14 protein-coding genes are annotated in these 13,790 nt (G+C 62.7%); 9 read left to right on the top strand and 5 right to left on the bottom strand.

Annotation, left to right across the window (positions count from 1 at the left end; genetic code table 11):
• Positions 1–8: 8 nt before the first annotated feature.
• Positions 9–1,634, bottom strand: coding sequence for an ABC transporter substrate-binding protein (locus tag NKF25_RS13820; protein WP_253227241.1), 1,626 nt, complete (start codon positions 1,632–1,634; stop codon positions 9–11).
• A gap of 130 nt (positions 1,635–1,764) precedes the next feature.
• On the opposite strand from NKF25_RS13820, the gene NKF25_RS13815 reads away from it, so the two are divergent.
• The 5 genes from NKF25_RS13815 to moaC all read left to right on the top strand — a co-directional run bounded on the left by NKF25_RS13815 (position 1,765) and on the right by moaC (position 5,294).
• On the top strand, positions 1,765–2,400 hold the full coding sequence (locus tag NKF25_RS13815) for a reverse transcriptase-like protein (RefSeq protein WP_253227240.1): 636 nt from the start codon (positions 1,765–1,767) through the stop codon (positions 2,398–2,400).
• Positions 2,401–2,475: 75 nt separating this feature from the next.
• Positions 2,476–2,646 (top strand): hypothetical protein, encoded by a 171-nt coding sequence (locus NKF25_RS13810; protein WP_253227239.1) that lies wholly within the window; start codon positions 2,476–2,478, stop codon positions 2,644–2,646.
• A gap of 132 nt (positions 2,647–2,778) precedes the next feature.
• Complete coding sequence (locus NKF25_RS13805) at positions 2,779–3,195, top strand: hypothetical protein (protein ID WP_253227238.1); 417 nt, start codon at positions 2,779–2,781, stop codon at positions 3,193–3,195.
• Positions 3,196–3,373: 178 nt separating this feature from the next.
• Positions 3,374–4,801, top strand: coding sequence for an NAD(P)H-hydrate dehydratase (locus NKF25_RS13800; RefSeq protein WP_253227237.1), 1,428 nt, complete (start codon positions 3,374–3,376; stop codon positions 4,799–4,801).
• Positions 4,794–5,294, top strand: coding sequence for a cyclic pyranopterin monophosphate synthase MoaC (gene moaC / locus NKF25_RS13795; RefSeq protein WP_253227236.1), 501 nt, complete (start codon positions 4,794–4,796; stop codon positions 5,292–5,294). The genes NKF25_RS13800 and moaC overlap by 8 nt, the downstream gene beginning before the upstream one ends.
• 11 nt (positions 5,295–5,305) lie before the next feature.
• Here moaC and NKF25_RS13790 read toward each other — a convergent pair whose 3' ends face one another.
• The 3 genes from NKF25_RS13790 to NKF25_RS13780 form a co-directional block, all read right to left on the bottom strand.
• Positions 5,306–5,680, bottom strand: a complete 375-nt coding sequence (locus NKF25_RS13790) for a helix-turn-helix domain-containing protein (RefSeq protein ID WP_253227235.1) — start codon at positions 5,678–5,680, stop codon at positions 5,306–5,308.
• A 434-nt stretch (positions 5,681–6,114) separates the two neighbouring features.
• Positions 6,115–7,410 carry a GTPase HflX gene (gene hflX / locus NKF25_RS13785; protein ID WP_253227234.1) on the bottom strand — a complete coding sequence of 432 codons (1,296 nt, stop codon included), beginning with the start codon at positions 7,408–7,410 and terminating at the stop codon, positions 6,115–6,117.
• Complete coding sequence (locus tag NKF25_RS13780; protein ID WP_253227233.1) at positions 7,407–7,772, bottom strand: DUF2209 family protein; 366 nt, start codon at positions 7,770–7,772, stop codon at positions 7,407–7,409. The genes hflX and NKF25_RS13780 overlap by 4 nt, the downstream gene beginning before the upstream one ends.
• A gap of 171 nt (positions 7,773–7,943) precedes the next feature.
• On the opposite strand from NKF25_RS13780, the gene NKF25_RS13775 reads away from it, so the two are divergent.
• The 4 genes from NKF25_RS13775 (at position 7,944) to NKF25_RS13760 (ending at position 12,783) form a co-directional block, all read left to right on the top strand.
• On the top strand, positions 7,944–9,122 hold the full coding sequence (locus NKF25_RS13775; protein WP_253227232.1) for a thiolase domain-containing protein: 1,179 nt from the start codon (positions 7,944–7,946) through the stop codon (positions 9,120–9,122).
• Entirely contained in the window at positions 9,119–10,555 is a 1,437-nt protein-coding gene (locus NKF25_RS13770) for a zinc ribbon domain-containing protein (protein WP_253227231.1), read from the top strand. The genes NKF25_RS13775 and NKF25_RS13770 overlap by 4 nt, the downstream gene beginning before the upstream one ends.
• A 513-nt stretch (positions 10,556–11,068) precedes the next feature.
• A complete protein-coding gene (locus NKF25_RS13765; RefSeq protein ID WP_253227230.1) occupies positions 11,069–11,962 on the top strand; it encodes a 3-hydroxyacyl-CoA dehydrogenase family protein in 894 nt (297 codons plus the stop codon).
• A complete protein-coding gene (locus NKF25_RS13760) occupies positions 11,959–12,783 on the top strand; it encodes an enoyl-CoA hydratase-related protein (protein ID WP_253227229.1) in 825 nt (274 codons plus the stop codon). Before NKF25_RS13765 ends, NKF25_RS13760 begins: the two co-directional genes overlap by 4 nt.
• Here NKF25_RS13760 and NKF25_RS13755 read toward each other — a convergent pair whose 3' ends face one another.
• Positions 12,784–13,566 (bottom strand): hypothetical protein, encoded by a 783-nt coding sequence (locus NKF25_RS13755; RefSeq protein ID WP_253227228.1) that lies wholly within the window; start codon positions 13,564–13,566, stop codon positions 12,784–12,786. It lies immediately after the preceding gene.
• Positions 13,567–13,790: the final 224 nt, after the last annotated feature.

Below are 13,790 nucleotides of genomic sequence, written 5' to 3'. Positions count from 1 at the left end.
TGATTCATCTACTTTGAAGAGATGGCGTAGGCGTCGATACGTTCGTCACGGCGAGCCTCCCAGTTGATACGCTGGCTGACGCCGTACACACTGTACTGCCGGTTGAGGAAGATCCACGGCGCTTGGTCGTGGAGCGTTTTGTTGATTTTGTACAGTTTCTGGTTCCGCTTGTCTCCGCCCGGCATGTTCTGTGCTTCCTTCATCATCTTGTCCACGTCCTTGTTGCTGTAGGACGTGAGCGCCCCGTTCGTCGTGAGGAGCGGGATGATGGTCTGGCTCGCGTCGAACGTCGCGTTCCCCCAACCGATGAGGTAGAACTTCGGACCGGTGTCGATCTTGCCGTCGGTCAACTCCCCGGCGAGCGAGTTGAAGTCACGCTGTTTCACCGAACAGTTGACGTTCTTGAGCTGGTCGATCTGTTTTGCCACCGCCTGTGCGATTTCCACGTCCTTCAGATACCGTCCGACGGGCGTGTGAAGCGTGATCTTCGCCCCGGCGTTGCCGCTCTCCTCGACGAGCTGTTCGGCCTTCTTCTTCTTCGCCGAGTACGGTTTGACGTTCGAATTGTAGCCGGTGAACCCTTCCAGCGTCGGTTGGCCGGTCGGGCTAGCGAAACTGGAGAGGATGTTCTCGATGATGCTGTCGAGGTCGATGGCGTAGTTCATCGCCTGTCGGAACTTCGGGCTGTCGAACGGTTTCGCGTCGTAGCGCATCGCGTTGTAGATGATGCGCGTGCTCGGAACGGCCGAGAGGGTGGTTTTCTTCGAATTCTTCACGTTCCCCGCATCCTGCGGCGGGACGTTGACGATGATGTCCGTCTCGCCGTTGAGCAGTTGGTTAACCCGGGTGCTCGATTCCTTCGCCGCGTTGAACGTGAGTTCCGACACCGACGCCGGGTCGCGCCAGTAGTCCTCGTTGCGCTTGAAGACGACTTTCACGTCCTCGGTGTACTTCTTGAGCTCGAACGGGCCGGTTCCGTTCATGTGCTTCGCGATGTAGTTCTTCTCGTGGCTCTGCACCCACTTCTTCTGCATGACGTCGCAGTAGGTTGCAAAGAGGCCGAACACGATGGGGTTCACGCCGTCCGACGTGACCTCGACTTTGCCGTCTTTGACCTCCGCGCCGGTCACGCCCGAGAGTTGGTCGCTCTGTGGGCTTTCGAGGTTCCCGACGCCCGATTTCACGATGCGGTTGACGCTGAACGCGACGTCCTCCGGCGTGAGTTTCTCGCCACTGTGGAATTTCACGTCGTCGTGGATGGTGAACGCAACCGTCTTGTCGCCGGTTCGCTCGTACTTCGTCGCCAACTTTTTCGTGATCTTTCCCTTCTTATCGCGCGAGAGGATGCCCTCGTAGGCTTGGAGAACGACGTTGTCCGTCGTCGTCTCCCGGTGGTTGTGCGGGTCGAGCGTGGACGGCATCTGTCCCTGCGTGATGGTCGCGGGGAGGTCGCCCGATGACGAGTTCCCGTTTCCACCGCTGTCGGTGCTCGATGTGGTACTGTCGGTACCTGAGCCACCATCGTTTTGGTCGTTGTTGTCGCCGCCACCGAGACAGCCAGCCAGGGCCGCCGACGCTGCCGCACCGCCTGCAAATTTCAAATACGTCCGCCGATTGAGTCTCTCGTCGGGCATACCCTGAAATGGCGGGTAACTACATATATATCTGTGGTATGGGACAACATCGCCCGCGTTTTATTGTCTCATGACATTTCCTACTGAACCCAACCGCACATTTATGTAATACTACATCGATACGACAAATATGGCCGTTCACGGCCGTCATCCCTCATTACGTGACCTGTTCGATGAGTCGCCCACCCCGCACATCGCCCACCCGCCTCACACGCACCATCGTGACTTCTACATCACGAGCGATGGGTCGTTCGACCAAGAGACGGGCAGCGGTGGTCTCGGCGTCATCATCGAGACACGCGACGGCAGGCGGGTCGCCCGACTCTCGGTCCCCGACGACGGCGTCCCCGACAACAACGTCGCCGAGTATCGCGCACTTCATCTCGGACTCGACGTGTTGGCCGTCCGCGCACCGAAGCACGCACGAGTCGGCGTGTTGGTAGACCACGATCAACTGGCCGCCAACGTCAACAACGCCGTTCTCGCCCACAACCGGACGGACTGGCGACCGCCGAAACCGTTCTCCGTCCCGCGTGCGGGCAAGTACCATTGGCGGGGTATCCGCGCCAGGATTGCCGGGTTCGGCGAACTTCGGGCCGCCCGGATCCGAAGCGAACAGAATCCCGCCCATCCACTGGCGAACGCACCCGACCAGTACGCCCACGTCAACCGCGAATCCGAGCGGTGTCTGCTTCCCGACGCACCGGGGTCGAGCGAAGCACAGATTCCGCCACCGTCGCGGGCCGACAGACACGCACAAAGCTGAATTCCGGCCCCGCTCGGTACGCGCCGGTAAGATTCGACCCAGAACCGGTTCCCGCCAGCGATCACCGGATGGCCGATGAGCCACGACGCTGGCCATCCCACGTTCGTCGCGTTCTACGTCGCTGCAGTCATCGTTCTCGGCCACTACTTCCTCGTGGTGAAACCGCCATACGAATACATCGCCGACGCGAGTGTTCTCGTGGCGATGGCCGGTGCTGTAGTCGAGGTAACGTTCAGATTCGCGTAATTTCGCGTTCGAGCGGAGGTTCGTCCCCGTGTTCGGGGATTGTCGTCCGTTGACGCATCACGAATCCGGGAGATATGGACAGCGAAACGACTACTATCCCGGTTTGAGTGGTTAATCCAAGGTGGCACGCGAATGGGTACACGGATAACGAATTGGGCCTCGCGGTACTGGAAGCGCAAAACGGATCAACCGGACTACAGGCAGGCGTACGTCAAACTCCCGCTCGACACCGAATTACCGCCGTTGGCAGTCGAGTTCGAACGCGTCTGCGAAGGCCGACTCGACCGCGTCCCGCGCCGGGATTCGTTGGTCATAGATACCGACTTCGTCTCCGAGGAGCGCTTCGACGCCGAGCGCTTCGACGAGTTGGTCGCCGAACTGAAGGCGCGCGCCCCCCGGCGCTACATCCTTCACGATTCGACCAAGTGGCGACGGCACGACGGTGGCATGGCCAAGATGCACACCGTGGTACCGGTGAAACGGCTGTACTCCGTGGAGGAAGGTGACGAGACGGCGGCCCACGAATCCGTCCGAAAACGCCCGCGATAGCGACGGCGACGTGAGTGAGTCGAAGGGTGGTGAGAGGAGGATACTGAAAGCTCTCTCACCCCAGCAGAGCGAACCGCTACCCCGGTTACCCTGTCCCTCGTGAAGCCGCTACCGAATCGCACTGCTCGAACCGCCCTAGCCCATAACGTTAACCCGGAATCCGACCGAACGCCCGGGTATGATAACCGCAGCGCGGATGGCCGCCGTGGACGAGAACGCGGAGTACCTCGGCGTGCCCCGCAAGCAGTTGATGGAATCGAGTGGAAACGCCATCGCCCGCCGCGTCCGGGAGATGGCCTCGCCGGGAGCGAACGTCGCCATCGTGGCGGGGCGGGGGAACAACGGCGGGGACGCCTTCGTCGCCGCGCGGTTTCTCGACGAGTACGACGTGTCCGTCCTGCTGCTCGGCCGCGCCGAAACCATCGGTACCGACATCGCGCGTGAGAACTGGGATGCCCTTCAGCAGGCCGACTACGACACGACCGAGGTGACGGATTCCCGGGCGTTCGAACTCCCCGACTGCAACCTCGTGATCGATGCAATGCTCGGAACCGGCGTGACCGGGGCGCTCCGCGAACCCGCCGCGACGGCGGCCCGGGCCATCAACGACGCCGACGCATCCGTCCTCGCGGTGGACGTCCCCTCGGGTCTGAACGCCGATTCGGGCGAGTCCGAAGGTACTGCGGTCGAGGCCGACGCGGTCGTCACGTTCCACGACATGAAACCCGGACTCGCGGACGTCGCATCCGACGTGACCGTCTCGGACATCGGCATCCCCGCGGCCGCCGAACGAATCGTCGGACCGGGCGACCTCCGGAGCGTGCAGGGGAACGTCGGCGGACGCGTGTTCGTCATCGGCGGCGGGCCGTTCACGGGCGCACCCGCGCTGGCTGGCCAATCCGCGCTACGGGCGGGAGCGGACCTCTCGTTCGTCGCCGCGCCGGATTCCGTGGCGAGCGTGATTCAGGGCTACGCCGAGGACCTCATCGTCCAACCCTACGATGGCGACATCCTCACGCCCGAGCAGGTGGACGACTTGGTCGACACCGCCGAATCGTACGACGACACCGTGGTTATCGGGCCGGGACTCGGGAACGCCGACGAAACCCTCGACGCGGCGACGGACTTCCTCGAATCCTACACCGGACGAGCGGTCGTTGACGCCGACGCGCTCCCGGCGATTCCGGACCTCGACACGAAAGCCACCCTCGTCTGCACGCCGAATCGCAAGGAACTGGCAGAGATGGGCGGGCCGGATACGGACGACCTGACCGAAGTCACCGACGAAATCGAGGACCTCGCGGCCGACATCGGCCACGTCGTGCTGGCGAAGGGGAAGACCGACGTGGTCTCGGACGGCGAGCGAACGCGAGTCGTCCGGACGGGCAACACGGGCATGACGGTCGGCGGCACGGGCGACCTGCTCGCCGGAATCGTCGCTGGACTGTTCGGGACGACGGAAGCGTTCGACGCCGCCTGCGTCGGGTCGTTCGTCAACGGACGTGCAGGCGATCTGTGCTACGACGATGGCCGCTACGAGGGGTTGCTCGCCTCCGACATGCTCGAAACGATTCCGGCGGCGATGTGGGGTGCGGACGATGTCTGAAAACGGAACCGACGACGGCGAACTGACCCACACGGACGAATCGGGCGAGGTGCAGATGGTGAACGTCGGCGACAAACCCGACACCGCTCGTCGGGCGACCGCCGAGGGCGAGATCCACCTTCAGCCCTCGACGGTCGACGCGATTCGGGAGAACGACCTGAAGAAGGGCGACGTGTTGGCGACCGCTCGAATCGGTGCGGTACAGGCCGTCAAACACACGTGGGAGACGATTCCGATGTGTCACCAGATCCCGATCACGAACGTGGACACCGAGTTCGACGTGCGGGACGACCGAGTCGTCCTCTCGGTCGCCGTCGAGACGACCGGGAAGACGGGGTGTGAGTTGGAAGCGCTGGAGGGGGTCACGACTGGATTGAACGTCGTCTGGGACATGGTGAAGGCCGTCGAGAAGGACGCTGACGGGGGGTATCCGGACACCGCCATCCGGAACGTTCGCGTAGTCGAGAAGGAAAAACGGGAACTGGAACGGTAGCGGGCCCGGATTCACACCATCGCCGAGTCCGGGTCGTCGGCGGGGGCGAGATACTCCGTCCCCCAGTCGCGCATGGAGAGAATGACGGGTTCGAGCGATTCGCCGATGGACGTCAGCGAGTACTCCACCCGCACCGGTTTGTCGCTCACGATTTCGCGGTTGACGAGGCGTTTTTCGCCCAAATCCTCCAAGCTATCCGAAAGCACTTTGCTCGAAATGCCATCGACTTCCTCCTTGAGGGCGTTGAACCCGAGAGGACCGCTCACGAGCAGTCGATGGACGATGACGGGATGCCACTTCTTGCCGACGAGCGTCGCCGTCGCGGTGATCGGACACCAATCCTCGCCCGCACACCACATGGTCAGCCGTTCCGGTTCGTCGCTCATACGCGGAATAGGTCGTCAGCTGATAAAAAGTTACGTCACGAAATCGACTTACCGATAGTAACCGTTTTTCGGCTTTTTACCGGGTTAAATACCGTTAGGTAAGCATCCCGACTAGATTTTGCCACGTAACGGTACTTCAGATAGAATGTCTCCGATAGCGAACAGTTATGATGCTTCGTCGCCTATCGAATACTGAGAAACCATGGTAGTAGGTAACACTTATCACTGAGGGGTTGCTACCGAACAATGGAGACAAACAAACTACCGAATCGCATGACCACGAGCACGCACGAAGCAGACGACTCCCAACCGAACCGGGACAAAGACCGATACGCCGAACTCGAAGTGCAGGACGACGCAGTCCTCATTTACGATCAAAAGAACCACTGCGCTTGGATTCGCTCGAACGGGGCCGTATCGTTATATTCGATGCTTTAAGCCGACGGCACCGCCGTCAGATCACTCGCTTTCGACCGGGATTGTTGAACGATAGAGGGCCGTGCCTCGAACTCGACCACGACTTCGTCGTCGGTGTAGGTCACGTCCTCCACGCGTCCGTGATCGTGAACCCACGACACGACGCTCATCGTTTCATCGGTCATCGGCATAACGAGGCGTTCGAACTCCCAATCGGGTAGTTCGATATCGATACGCCGTTTGAGTTCCGCCACGTTCAGATCATCCTTACCGCTGATAGCGACCGGATTCGGCGCGAGTGCCGACAGCGCCTTTCGCTTTTCTTCGAGTTCCTCGTCGCTCACGGCATCGATCTTGTTCAACACCGTCACGATGGGCGCTTGATTGCGCTCGTACAGCGTGTCGTGGCAGGTGACGAGTTTCTCCCGGATGTCGTCTACGGGTTCGCTCACGTCCACCACGAGCAACACGAGGTCGGCGTAGTACACCGCATCCAAGGTCGATTTGAACGATTCAACCAGCCAGTGCGGAAGGTCGCTGATGAACCCGACTGTGTCCGTCAGCAACACGTCCCGCCGGTCGATGTCCGCCTTTCTGGTCGTGGTTCCGAGCGTCGTGAATAGGCGGTCCTCGGCTTCCGCCGTCGGATCCAAGTCCGGATGCAGATCGTCGTTCTCACCGATTTCGAGATCCTCGGCGAGGCGCTGGAGGAGCGTGGATTTGCCCGCGTTCGTGTACCCCGCGAGCGCCACGAGGTCGAATCCCGATTCGCGGCGCTTCTGTCTGCGGTCCGCCTCCTTGTCCGCGATGGCGTCCAATTCGTCCTTGATGCGGCTTATCTGGTCCTTGATGGCCTGTTCGTGGCTCTCGTCGTACTCACCGAGCCCCATGAACCCCGGCCGCTCGTCACGTTTCGCGAGGCTCGTCTTCGCCTCGACGCGCGGCAGTTCGAAGCGCAGTTCCGCCAACTCGACCTGCAACTGCGCTTTCCGCGTCTGGGCGCGCTGGCCGAAGATTTCGAGGATCAATCGGAAGCGGTCGATGACCTCGGTTCCGTCGGGCAGTCGCTGGCCCAGGTTGTACGTCTGATACGGCCCGAGTTGATTGTCGAAGATGACGATTCCGGCATCGCGTTCGGTGACGGCCGCGGAGAGTTCCGCGACCTTCCCCTCGCCGAACTGGTATGCGGCGTCCTCTTCTCTCGATTGGGTGACTTCCGCGGCGACGTCGTAGCCCGCGGCGCGGGCCAACTCCGACAGTTCTTCGATGGAAGCGGTTCCGTCATCTACCCGTTTTGCAAGTATCGCTTTCATAGGAGTAGTTTGCGGGCGGCGTACGCGGCGTGGTGTGCGGCCTGCACTGTTTCACGTTCAGCTATGCTCTCGACGTACTTAAAATCAGGTTCGAGGTACTGTTCGACCATCCAAATCGGCTCCTCGTAGAATTCTCCCCGTTCGGCGACGATTGGCTCCGCCGTCGGGTCCGGGAGGTCGAAAACGGCGTCAGCGACGACTCTCGTCGTTTCCGAAAGCGTCGGTTCCGCGTGACTGACCGCAAAGCCCATCCCCCGTACACTGTGAAGTCGTGTCGTGCCGACCGTCGCGTGGATGGCGGCGGCGACCATCAGGTATTCGCCCTCCTCCTCGTGGCGACCGCTGATGTCGATGCCGACCACGTCAGCCGTGCCGGTCCTTCACCTTGATTGCCGCGTGTCCGTACACAGTCGCCCGTAGGCCGCCGAGGTTCTTGAATCTCCCGCCGGAACCGTGGAAGCGATGGGAACTCATCCCGGCGAAAGCGTGGCGGTGACGGCAGTTATTTCCCCCCACGACTGCCAGTTCGAGACATGCGAGATGCGTACTTGGTCGGCGCGGCCCAGACGGATTTCGGGTCGTTCCCCGACGAAAGCTACCGGTCGCTGTTCCGCACCGCCTTCGAAGCGGCCTGCGACAGCGTCCCGGCGGGTATCGACCCGAACGACGTGGACGAGGCAGTCGTCGGCATGCTCGGCGTCGGCGGCCGTCAACTGGGTCTCTCCGGCCCGGCGGTGACCGAACACGTCGGCCTCGACGGAATCCCGTGCACCCGCGTCGAGAACGCCTGTGCGGCGAGCGGCTACGCGGTCCGGCAGGCCGTGCAGGCCGTCAAAAGCGGCATGGCGGACGTCGTCCTCGCGGGCGGCGTCGAAGTCATGACCGACACGTCGAGCGACGCGACGAAGTACTGGCTCGGCGTCTCCGGCGAAACCGAGTGGGAACGACTCTCGGGAACCACGTTCGCGGGCGTCTACGCGCAGATGGCCGACGCACACATGGAGAAGTACGGCACGACCGCGGAGCATCTCTCCCACGTCGCGGTGAAGAACCACGCCAACGGCGCGAAGAACCCGCACGCTCAGCTCGGCTTCGAGTGTTCCCTGGAGGACGCGATGAACGCGCAAGTCGTCGCCGACCCCCTCACGCTGTATCACTGCTGTCCGACGAGCGACGGGGCGGCCTGCGCCATCGTCGTGAGCGAGGACGTGGTGGACGAGTACACCGACGACCCCATCCGAATCGCGGGCGTCGGCGCGGCCAGCGACCGCGTCGGGTTGTTCCAGCGCGACACCTACACCTCGGTTCCGGCCTCCCGCGAGGCCGCCCAATCGGCCTACGAGATGGCGGACGTCACGCCCGAAGACATCGACTTCGCGGAGGTTCACGACTGTTTCGCCATCGCGGAACTGCTGGCCTACGAGGACCTCGGCTTCTGCGAACCGGGCGAGGCCGGTGAACTCGTCGCCTCCGGCGCGACGGAACTCGGCGGCGAACGCCCCGTCAACACCTCCGGCGGCCTGAAATCGAAGGGACACCCCATCGGCGCGACCGGGGCCGGACAGATGGTCGAGGCGTACAAACAGCTCTCGGGAAGTGCAGGCGAACGACAGGTCGAAGGCGCGAAGCGCGGCCTGACACACAACGTCGGCGGGAGCGGCGGGGCGGCCGTCGTCCACGTGCTCGAAAAGGAATCGGAGGTGGAAGCATGACCGGAGACGAACGCACACCGAAGGTCGCCGCGGTCGGTGCCTACGCGCCGCGGTTCCGAATTTCCGCCGACGAGTTCCGCGAGGCGTGGGGGCAGTTCCACGCCGCCGGAGTGAACGGGAAAGCGGTGCCGGATGCCGACGAGGACACGCTGACGATGGCCTACGAGGCCGCACGGCGAGCACTCGACGCCGCCGGAACTCCGGAAATTTCGTTCCTCGCCTTCGCCTCCACCACGCCGCCGATGGCCGAGGAGGACGTGACCGCCCGACTCGGCGGCATGCTCGGCGTCCCGGACGACGCGACGCGCCACGTCTTCACCGGAAGTACCCGCGCCGGGACGCGGGCGCTCGTGGCCGGACTCGCCGCAGGCCCGTGGGACGACGGCGTCGGCTTGGTCGTCGCCGCGGACGCTCCCCGCGGCGAACCGGATTCCGCGGAAGACCACGCGGCAGGCGCGGGCGCGGCGGCCTTCGTCCTCGCCGACGACGGTCCCGCCAGCGTCGTCGAACGGGCAGAATACACGACGGAATTCCCCGGAACGCGCTTCCGCGAGACCGGCGAGTCGAGCGTCGAAGGGTTGGGCGTCACCAGCTACGACCGACGAGCGTTCTCGGAGACGCTCGCGGGCGCAGTCGAACAGGTAGATACCGGTGCTGTTGACGCCGCGGCGGTACAGGCACCGGACGGGAAACTTCCCTACCGGGCGGCGGGCGCGCTCGGCGTCGGCATCGACGAGATACGGGCGGGCGCACTCGTCCACGAACTCGGCGACACGGGCGCGGCGAGCGTCCCGCTGAGCCTCGCCAAATCCCTCGCCGACGGCTACGAACGAATCCTCGCCGCCTCGTTCGGCAGCGGCGCGGGGGCGGACGCGTTCGTAGTCGAAGCAAGCGACGACGTTCCCGTCTCGCTGGCGCTCGACGGCGACGACCCCGTTTCCTACGCCGAATATCTCCGACTGCGCGGCGACCTGACCTCCGGCCCGCCGAGCGGTGGCGGAGCGTACGTCAGCGTACCGTCGTGGCGACGCACGCTCGACCAGCGACATCGATTGCTCGCCGGGAAATGCCCCGACTGCGGCGCGCTGAACTTCCCGCCGGAGGGCGCGTGTAACGGTTGTAACTCGCTGGGCGAGTACGACGACGTGCGACTGACCGGCGAGGGAACCGTCGAAGCCTTGACGACCATCTCGCAGGGCGGTGCGCCCCCCGAGTTCGCCGAACAGCAGGCCAAATCGGGCGACTTCGACGTGGCCGTCGTCGCCCTCTCCGGACCGAATGGCGGCGAGGCGAGCGTTCCCGCGCAGGTGACGGGTGCTGCGCCTGGAACCCTCGAAATCGGCGATTCGGTGGAGACGACGATGCGCCGTATCTATACGCAGGAAGGCGTCACGAGGTACGGGTTTAAAGTTCGCCCGACGGGCGAACTTTAAATTACGCCAGCGCTTTGCTCTGGTGATGATTTAAAATCCAGCCATCGGCTGGATTTTGAAGTATACTGGCGCTCCGCTCCGGTCGTCGTTCAATATTCAGCCAGTCGGCTGAATCTTGAGATCGGGTCGGGGTTCCGTACCGGTCGGAGGCTGAACCCCAACACGAGGGCAAGAAAACGGGGGAGCAAACGAATGACCGACCCTCGACAGTTTTCCCATCACGGGGCGGAGATACTAGATACTCGTCAGTCGATTTCGGACGGACGTGACGGACTCCCGTCTCGAACTGATTGCTTCGAAAGAAGTCTTGTCTCGTGTACCCCTACCCGAGACAATTAGTCGATTTTCCGGCGAGGATAAAAGCTTTCTGTAAACGGTTGCGGTGACAATACGTTCGACGTAGTTCTCGGAAATCATATAGACGGGGTCGGTGGATAAACGATATCGGTGACCTGCCGCCGTATCGTGACCGGAGATAAACGTTTTTCGTGCGTCCGAACGCGTTTTCGCACGATGAAGGTAGGCGTACTCGGAGCGGGGACAATGGGTCACGGAATCGCACAGGTGACGGCGATGGCGGGTCACGACGTGACGCTCCGCGACATCGAGGAGGAGTTCGTGGAGAACGGCATCGAGAGCATCGAGGCGAACCTCCAAGGAGGTGTCGAGCGCGACAAGGTCACGGAAGCCGAGAAGGAAGCCGCACTCGACCGGATTTCCGGAACGACGGACCTCGAAGCGGCCGTCACCGACGCGGATATGGTGGTCGAGGCAGTGCCGGAGAAGATGGAAATCAAGCGCGAGACGTTCGCGGACGTGGAGGAGTTCGCGTCCGACGACGCGATAATCGCGTCGAACACCTCGTCGCTCTCGCTGACCGAAATCGCCAGCGCACTGAACGATCCGAGTCGGGCCATCGGGCTACACTTTTTCAACCCGGTGCACATCATGAAACTGGTCGAAATCGTGATTCCCGAGCAGAGTAGTTTGAAGACGGTCGAATTCGCGTCCGAGTTCGTGGACGGCATCGACAAGGTGGGCGTCGAGGTCAACGACTCGCCGGGATTCGCGTCCTCGCGCCTCGGCGTCGCGCTCGGTGTCGAAGCGATCCGCATGTTACAGGAAGGCGTGGCGAGTCCCGAGGACATCGACACGGCGATGGAACTCGGCTACAACCACCCGATGGGACCGATCGAACTCGGCGACGTGGTCGGGTTGGACGTCCGACTCGGTATCCTCGAACACCTCCGCGAGGAACTCGGCGAGCGGTTCCGCCCGCCGCAGATTCTGCGCCAGAAGGTTCGCGCCGGGAAACTCGGCAAGAAGACCGGCGAGGGGTTCTACGTCTGGGAGGACGGCGAAATCGTGGGAGTGTCGGGACAAATGAATGGCGGTGACGACGAATGACCGACGACGACACCCCCGGCAGTCCCGAGCAGGTCGCAAGCGAGTGTGAGACCGTCGATTTCGACGTCGAGGAGTACGTCGGCACGGTCATACTGAACCGGCCCGATGCGCGCAACGCGCTGAACGCGCAGGTGCGCGCCGAACTGAAGGACGTTTTGGATGCCGTCGAAGCCTCATCTGATGTACGCGTCGTCGTGCTCACCGGCGCGTCGGAGGCGAAGGCGTTCGTCGCGGGGGCCGACGTGAAGGAACTGCGGGAACGGGACGCGCTCTCCCAGCGCGAAGCGAGCAAGCGGCCGCGCGTGTACGAGTACGTGGACGACCTGGAAAAGCCGGTCATCGCGGCCATCAACGGCCACGCACTCGGCGGGGGCTGTGAACTCGCACAGGCCTGCGACGTGCGTATCGTACACGAGCGGGCGAAACTCGGCCAACCCGAAATCAATCTCGGCATCATGCCCGGTGGCGGTGGCACCCAGCGACTGGCGCGACTGGTCGGCGAGGGGCAAGCCATGCGACTCGTCCTCTCCGGGGAGATCATCGACGCCGAGGAAGCCCGGGAGATCGGTCTCGTGGACGAAGTCCGTGAAGACGAGGAGTTCGAGGACCGCGTGTACGAACTCGCGGGTCGGATGGCCGATAAGAGCCCGACGGCGCTCGAACTGGCGAAGAAGGCGGTGAAAGCGAGCAGTCGGATGGACCTCGAATCAGGAATCGAGTACGAAGCGGAACTGTTCGCCCTGCTGTTCGCGTCGGGGGACAAAAACGAGGGTATCGACGCGTTCCTCGAAGACCGCGACCCGGAGTGGGAAGACCGGTAGCTACCTCCCGCCGACGAGGGTCGCCCGCTCGCGGTAGGATTCGAACACGTCTTTTCCCCACTCTACCGAAGCGGGGGTGTCGTTCGCGATGATACCACGGAGTTCTCCCCGCTCGTCGTAGACGACGACACTGACGCCGTCGTGTGCGCCTTCGACGACGATGAGTCCGTACGGGAACGTCGCATCCATCTCCCAGATCGATAGTTGGTCCGAGTCCAGCGCTTCGTTCAACTGCGCACCGTAATCCGTGACGAGGTACTCGACCACGGGGCGTTCGAGTACCAACTCTGCGGTCATATTCCCGTCGATGACACGGTCGTGAAACAGTTCGACGTACTGGGGAAGTGCCACCGGCGAGATACCGCGCACGACGTCCGCGCTGTCGACCATCTCCCTGAACGACCGTATCGGATAGTTGGGGGCGTGTCGCTCGGCGAAAACCGTCCGAGCGTCGTCGAGGAGTGCGGTGGATAGCTCTGCCTCCGATGGAAGGGTGGAGAGCAGTTGGCGGGTTCGACGGACGTCTTCGGCGGTGGCTCGAAAGGAATCGTACTCGCTTGCGAGTATCCGTCCGACGACCGTCAAGGCGAGTCCGTCGTCGGTTCGCTCGACGAGGTCGTATTCGTGGAGTTCCCGCACCGCTTTGTACACCGTCGAACGGGAGACGCCCAGTTCGTCTCCGAGATGGTGTTTCGGGATCGGTCCCGACGAGAGGGCGGCGAGAAATCCGGCACGCTTGACGACTGTCGAAATCAGCGCTTCCGGACCACTCTCGTCGGACATGTGTTACCGATCGTTTCCCACCCGACTGTTATAAATCTGGCTTAAAATACAGTAACAGTTATAAACCTCGTTCGGGATTCGAGACGCGTTTTAGGAGAGCATACGATTTTTCGATTTCGAATCCCGTTCGGTGAACTAAAGTAATAACCCCTCGTTTCGATGTTTTTTCCGCCCGGGCGTTCGGTTCGAGCGTCGGTTCCCGCTACGCGACGGCCCGATACCAC

Origin of the sequence: Haladaptatus sp. AB643 (genome assembly GCF_024136975.1) — an archaeon.
Classification (GTDB): domain Archaea; phylum Halobacteriota; class Halobacteria; order Halobacteriales; family Haladaptataceae; genus Haladaptatus.
This window is presented reverse-complemented; position numbering and strand designations above follow the sequence as displayed.

Excerpts from the sequence above, each read along its gene's own strand:
- NKF25_RS13760 (WP_253227229.1), top strand. The coding sequence starts at position 11,959 with ATGACCGACGACGACACCCCCGGCAGTCCCGAGCAGGTCGCAAGCGAG.
- NKF25_RS13755 (WP_253227228.1), bottom strand. The coding sequence starts at position 13,566 with ATGTCCGACGAGAGTGGTCCGGAAGCGCTGATTTCGACAGTCGTCAAG.
- NKF25_RS13770 (WP_253227231.1), top strand. The coding sequence starts at position 9,119 with ATGACCGGAGACGAACGCACACCGAAGGTCGCCGCGGTCGGTGCCTAC.
- NKF25_RS13775 (WP_253227232.1), top strand. The coding sequence starts at position 7,944 with ATGCGAGATGCGTACTTGGTCGGCGCGGCCCAGACGGATTTCGGGTCG.
- NKF25_RS13810 (WP_253227239.1), top strand. The coding sequence starts at position 2,476 with ATGAGCCACGACGCTGGCCATCCCACGTTCGTCGCGTTCTACGTCGCT.
- NKF25_RS13815 (WP_253227240.1), top strand. The coding sequence starts at position 1,765 with ATGGCCGTTCACGGCCGTCATCCCTCATTACGTGACCTGTTCGATGAG.
- moaC (WP_253227236.1), top strand. The coding sequence starts at position 4,794 with ATGTCTGAAAACGGAACCGACGACGGCGAACTGACCCACACGGACGAA.
- NKF25_RS13790 (WP_253227235.1), bottom strand. The coding sequence starts at position 5,680 with ATGAGCGACGAACCGGAACGGCTGACCATGTGGTGTGCGGGCGAGGAT.
- NKF25_RS13805 (WP_253227238.1), top strand. The coding sequence starts at position 2,779 with ATGGGTACACGGATAACGAATTGGGCCTCGCGGTACTGGAAGCGCAAA.
- NKF25_RS13765 (WP_253227230.1), top strand. The coding sequence starts at position 11,069 with ATGAAGGTAGGCGTACTCGGAGCGGGGACAATGGGTCACGGAATCGCA.
- hflX (WP_253227234.1), bottom strand. The coding sequence starts at position 7,410 with ATGAAAGCGATACTTGCAAAACGGGTAGATGACGGAACCGCTTCCATC.
- NKF25_RS13820 (WP_253227241.1), bottom strand. The coding sequence starts at position 1,634 with ATGCCCGACGAGAGACTCAATCGGCGGACGTATTTGAAATTTGCAGGC.
- NKF25_RS13800 (WP_253227237.1), top strand. The coding sequence starts at position 3,374 with ATGATAACCGCAGCGCGGATGGCCGCCGTGGACGAGAACGCGGAGTAC.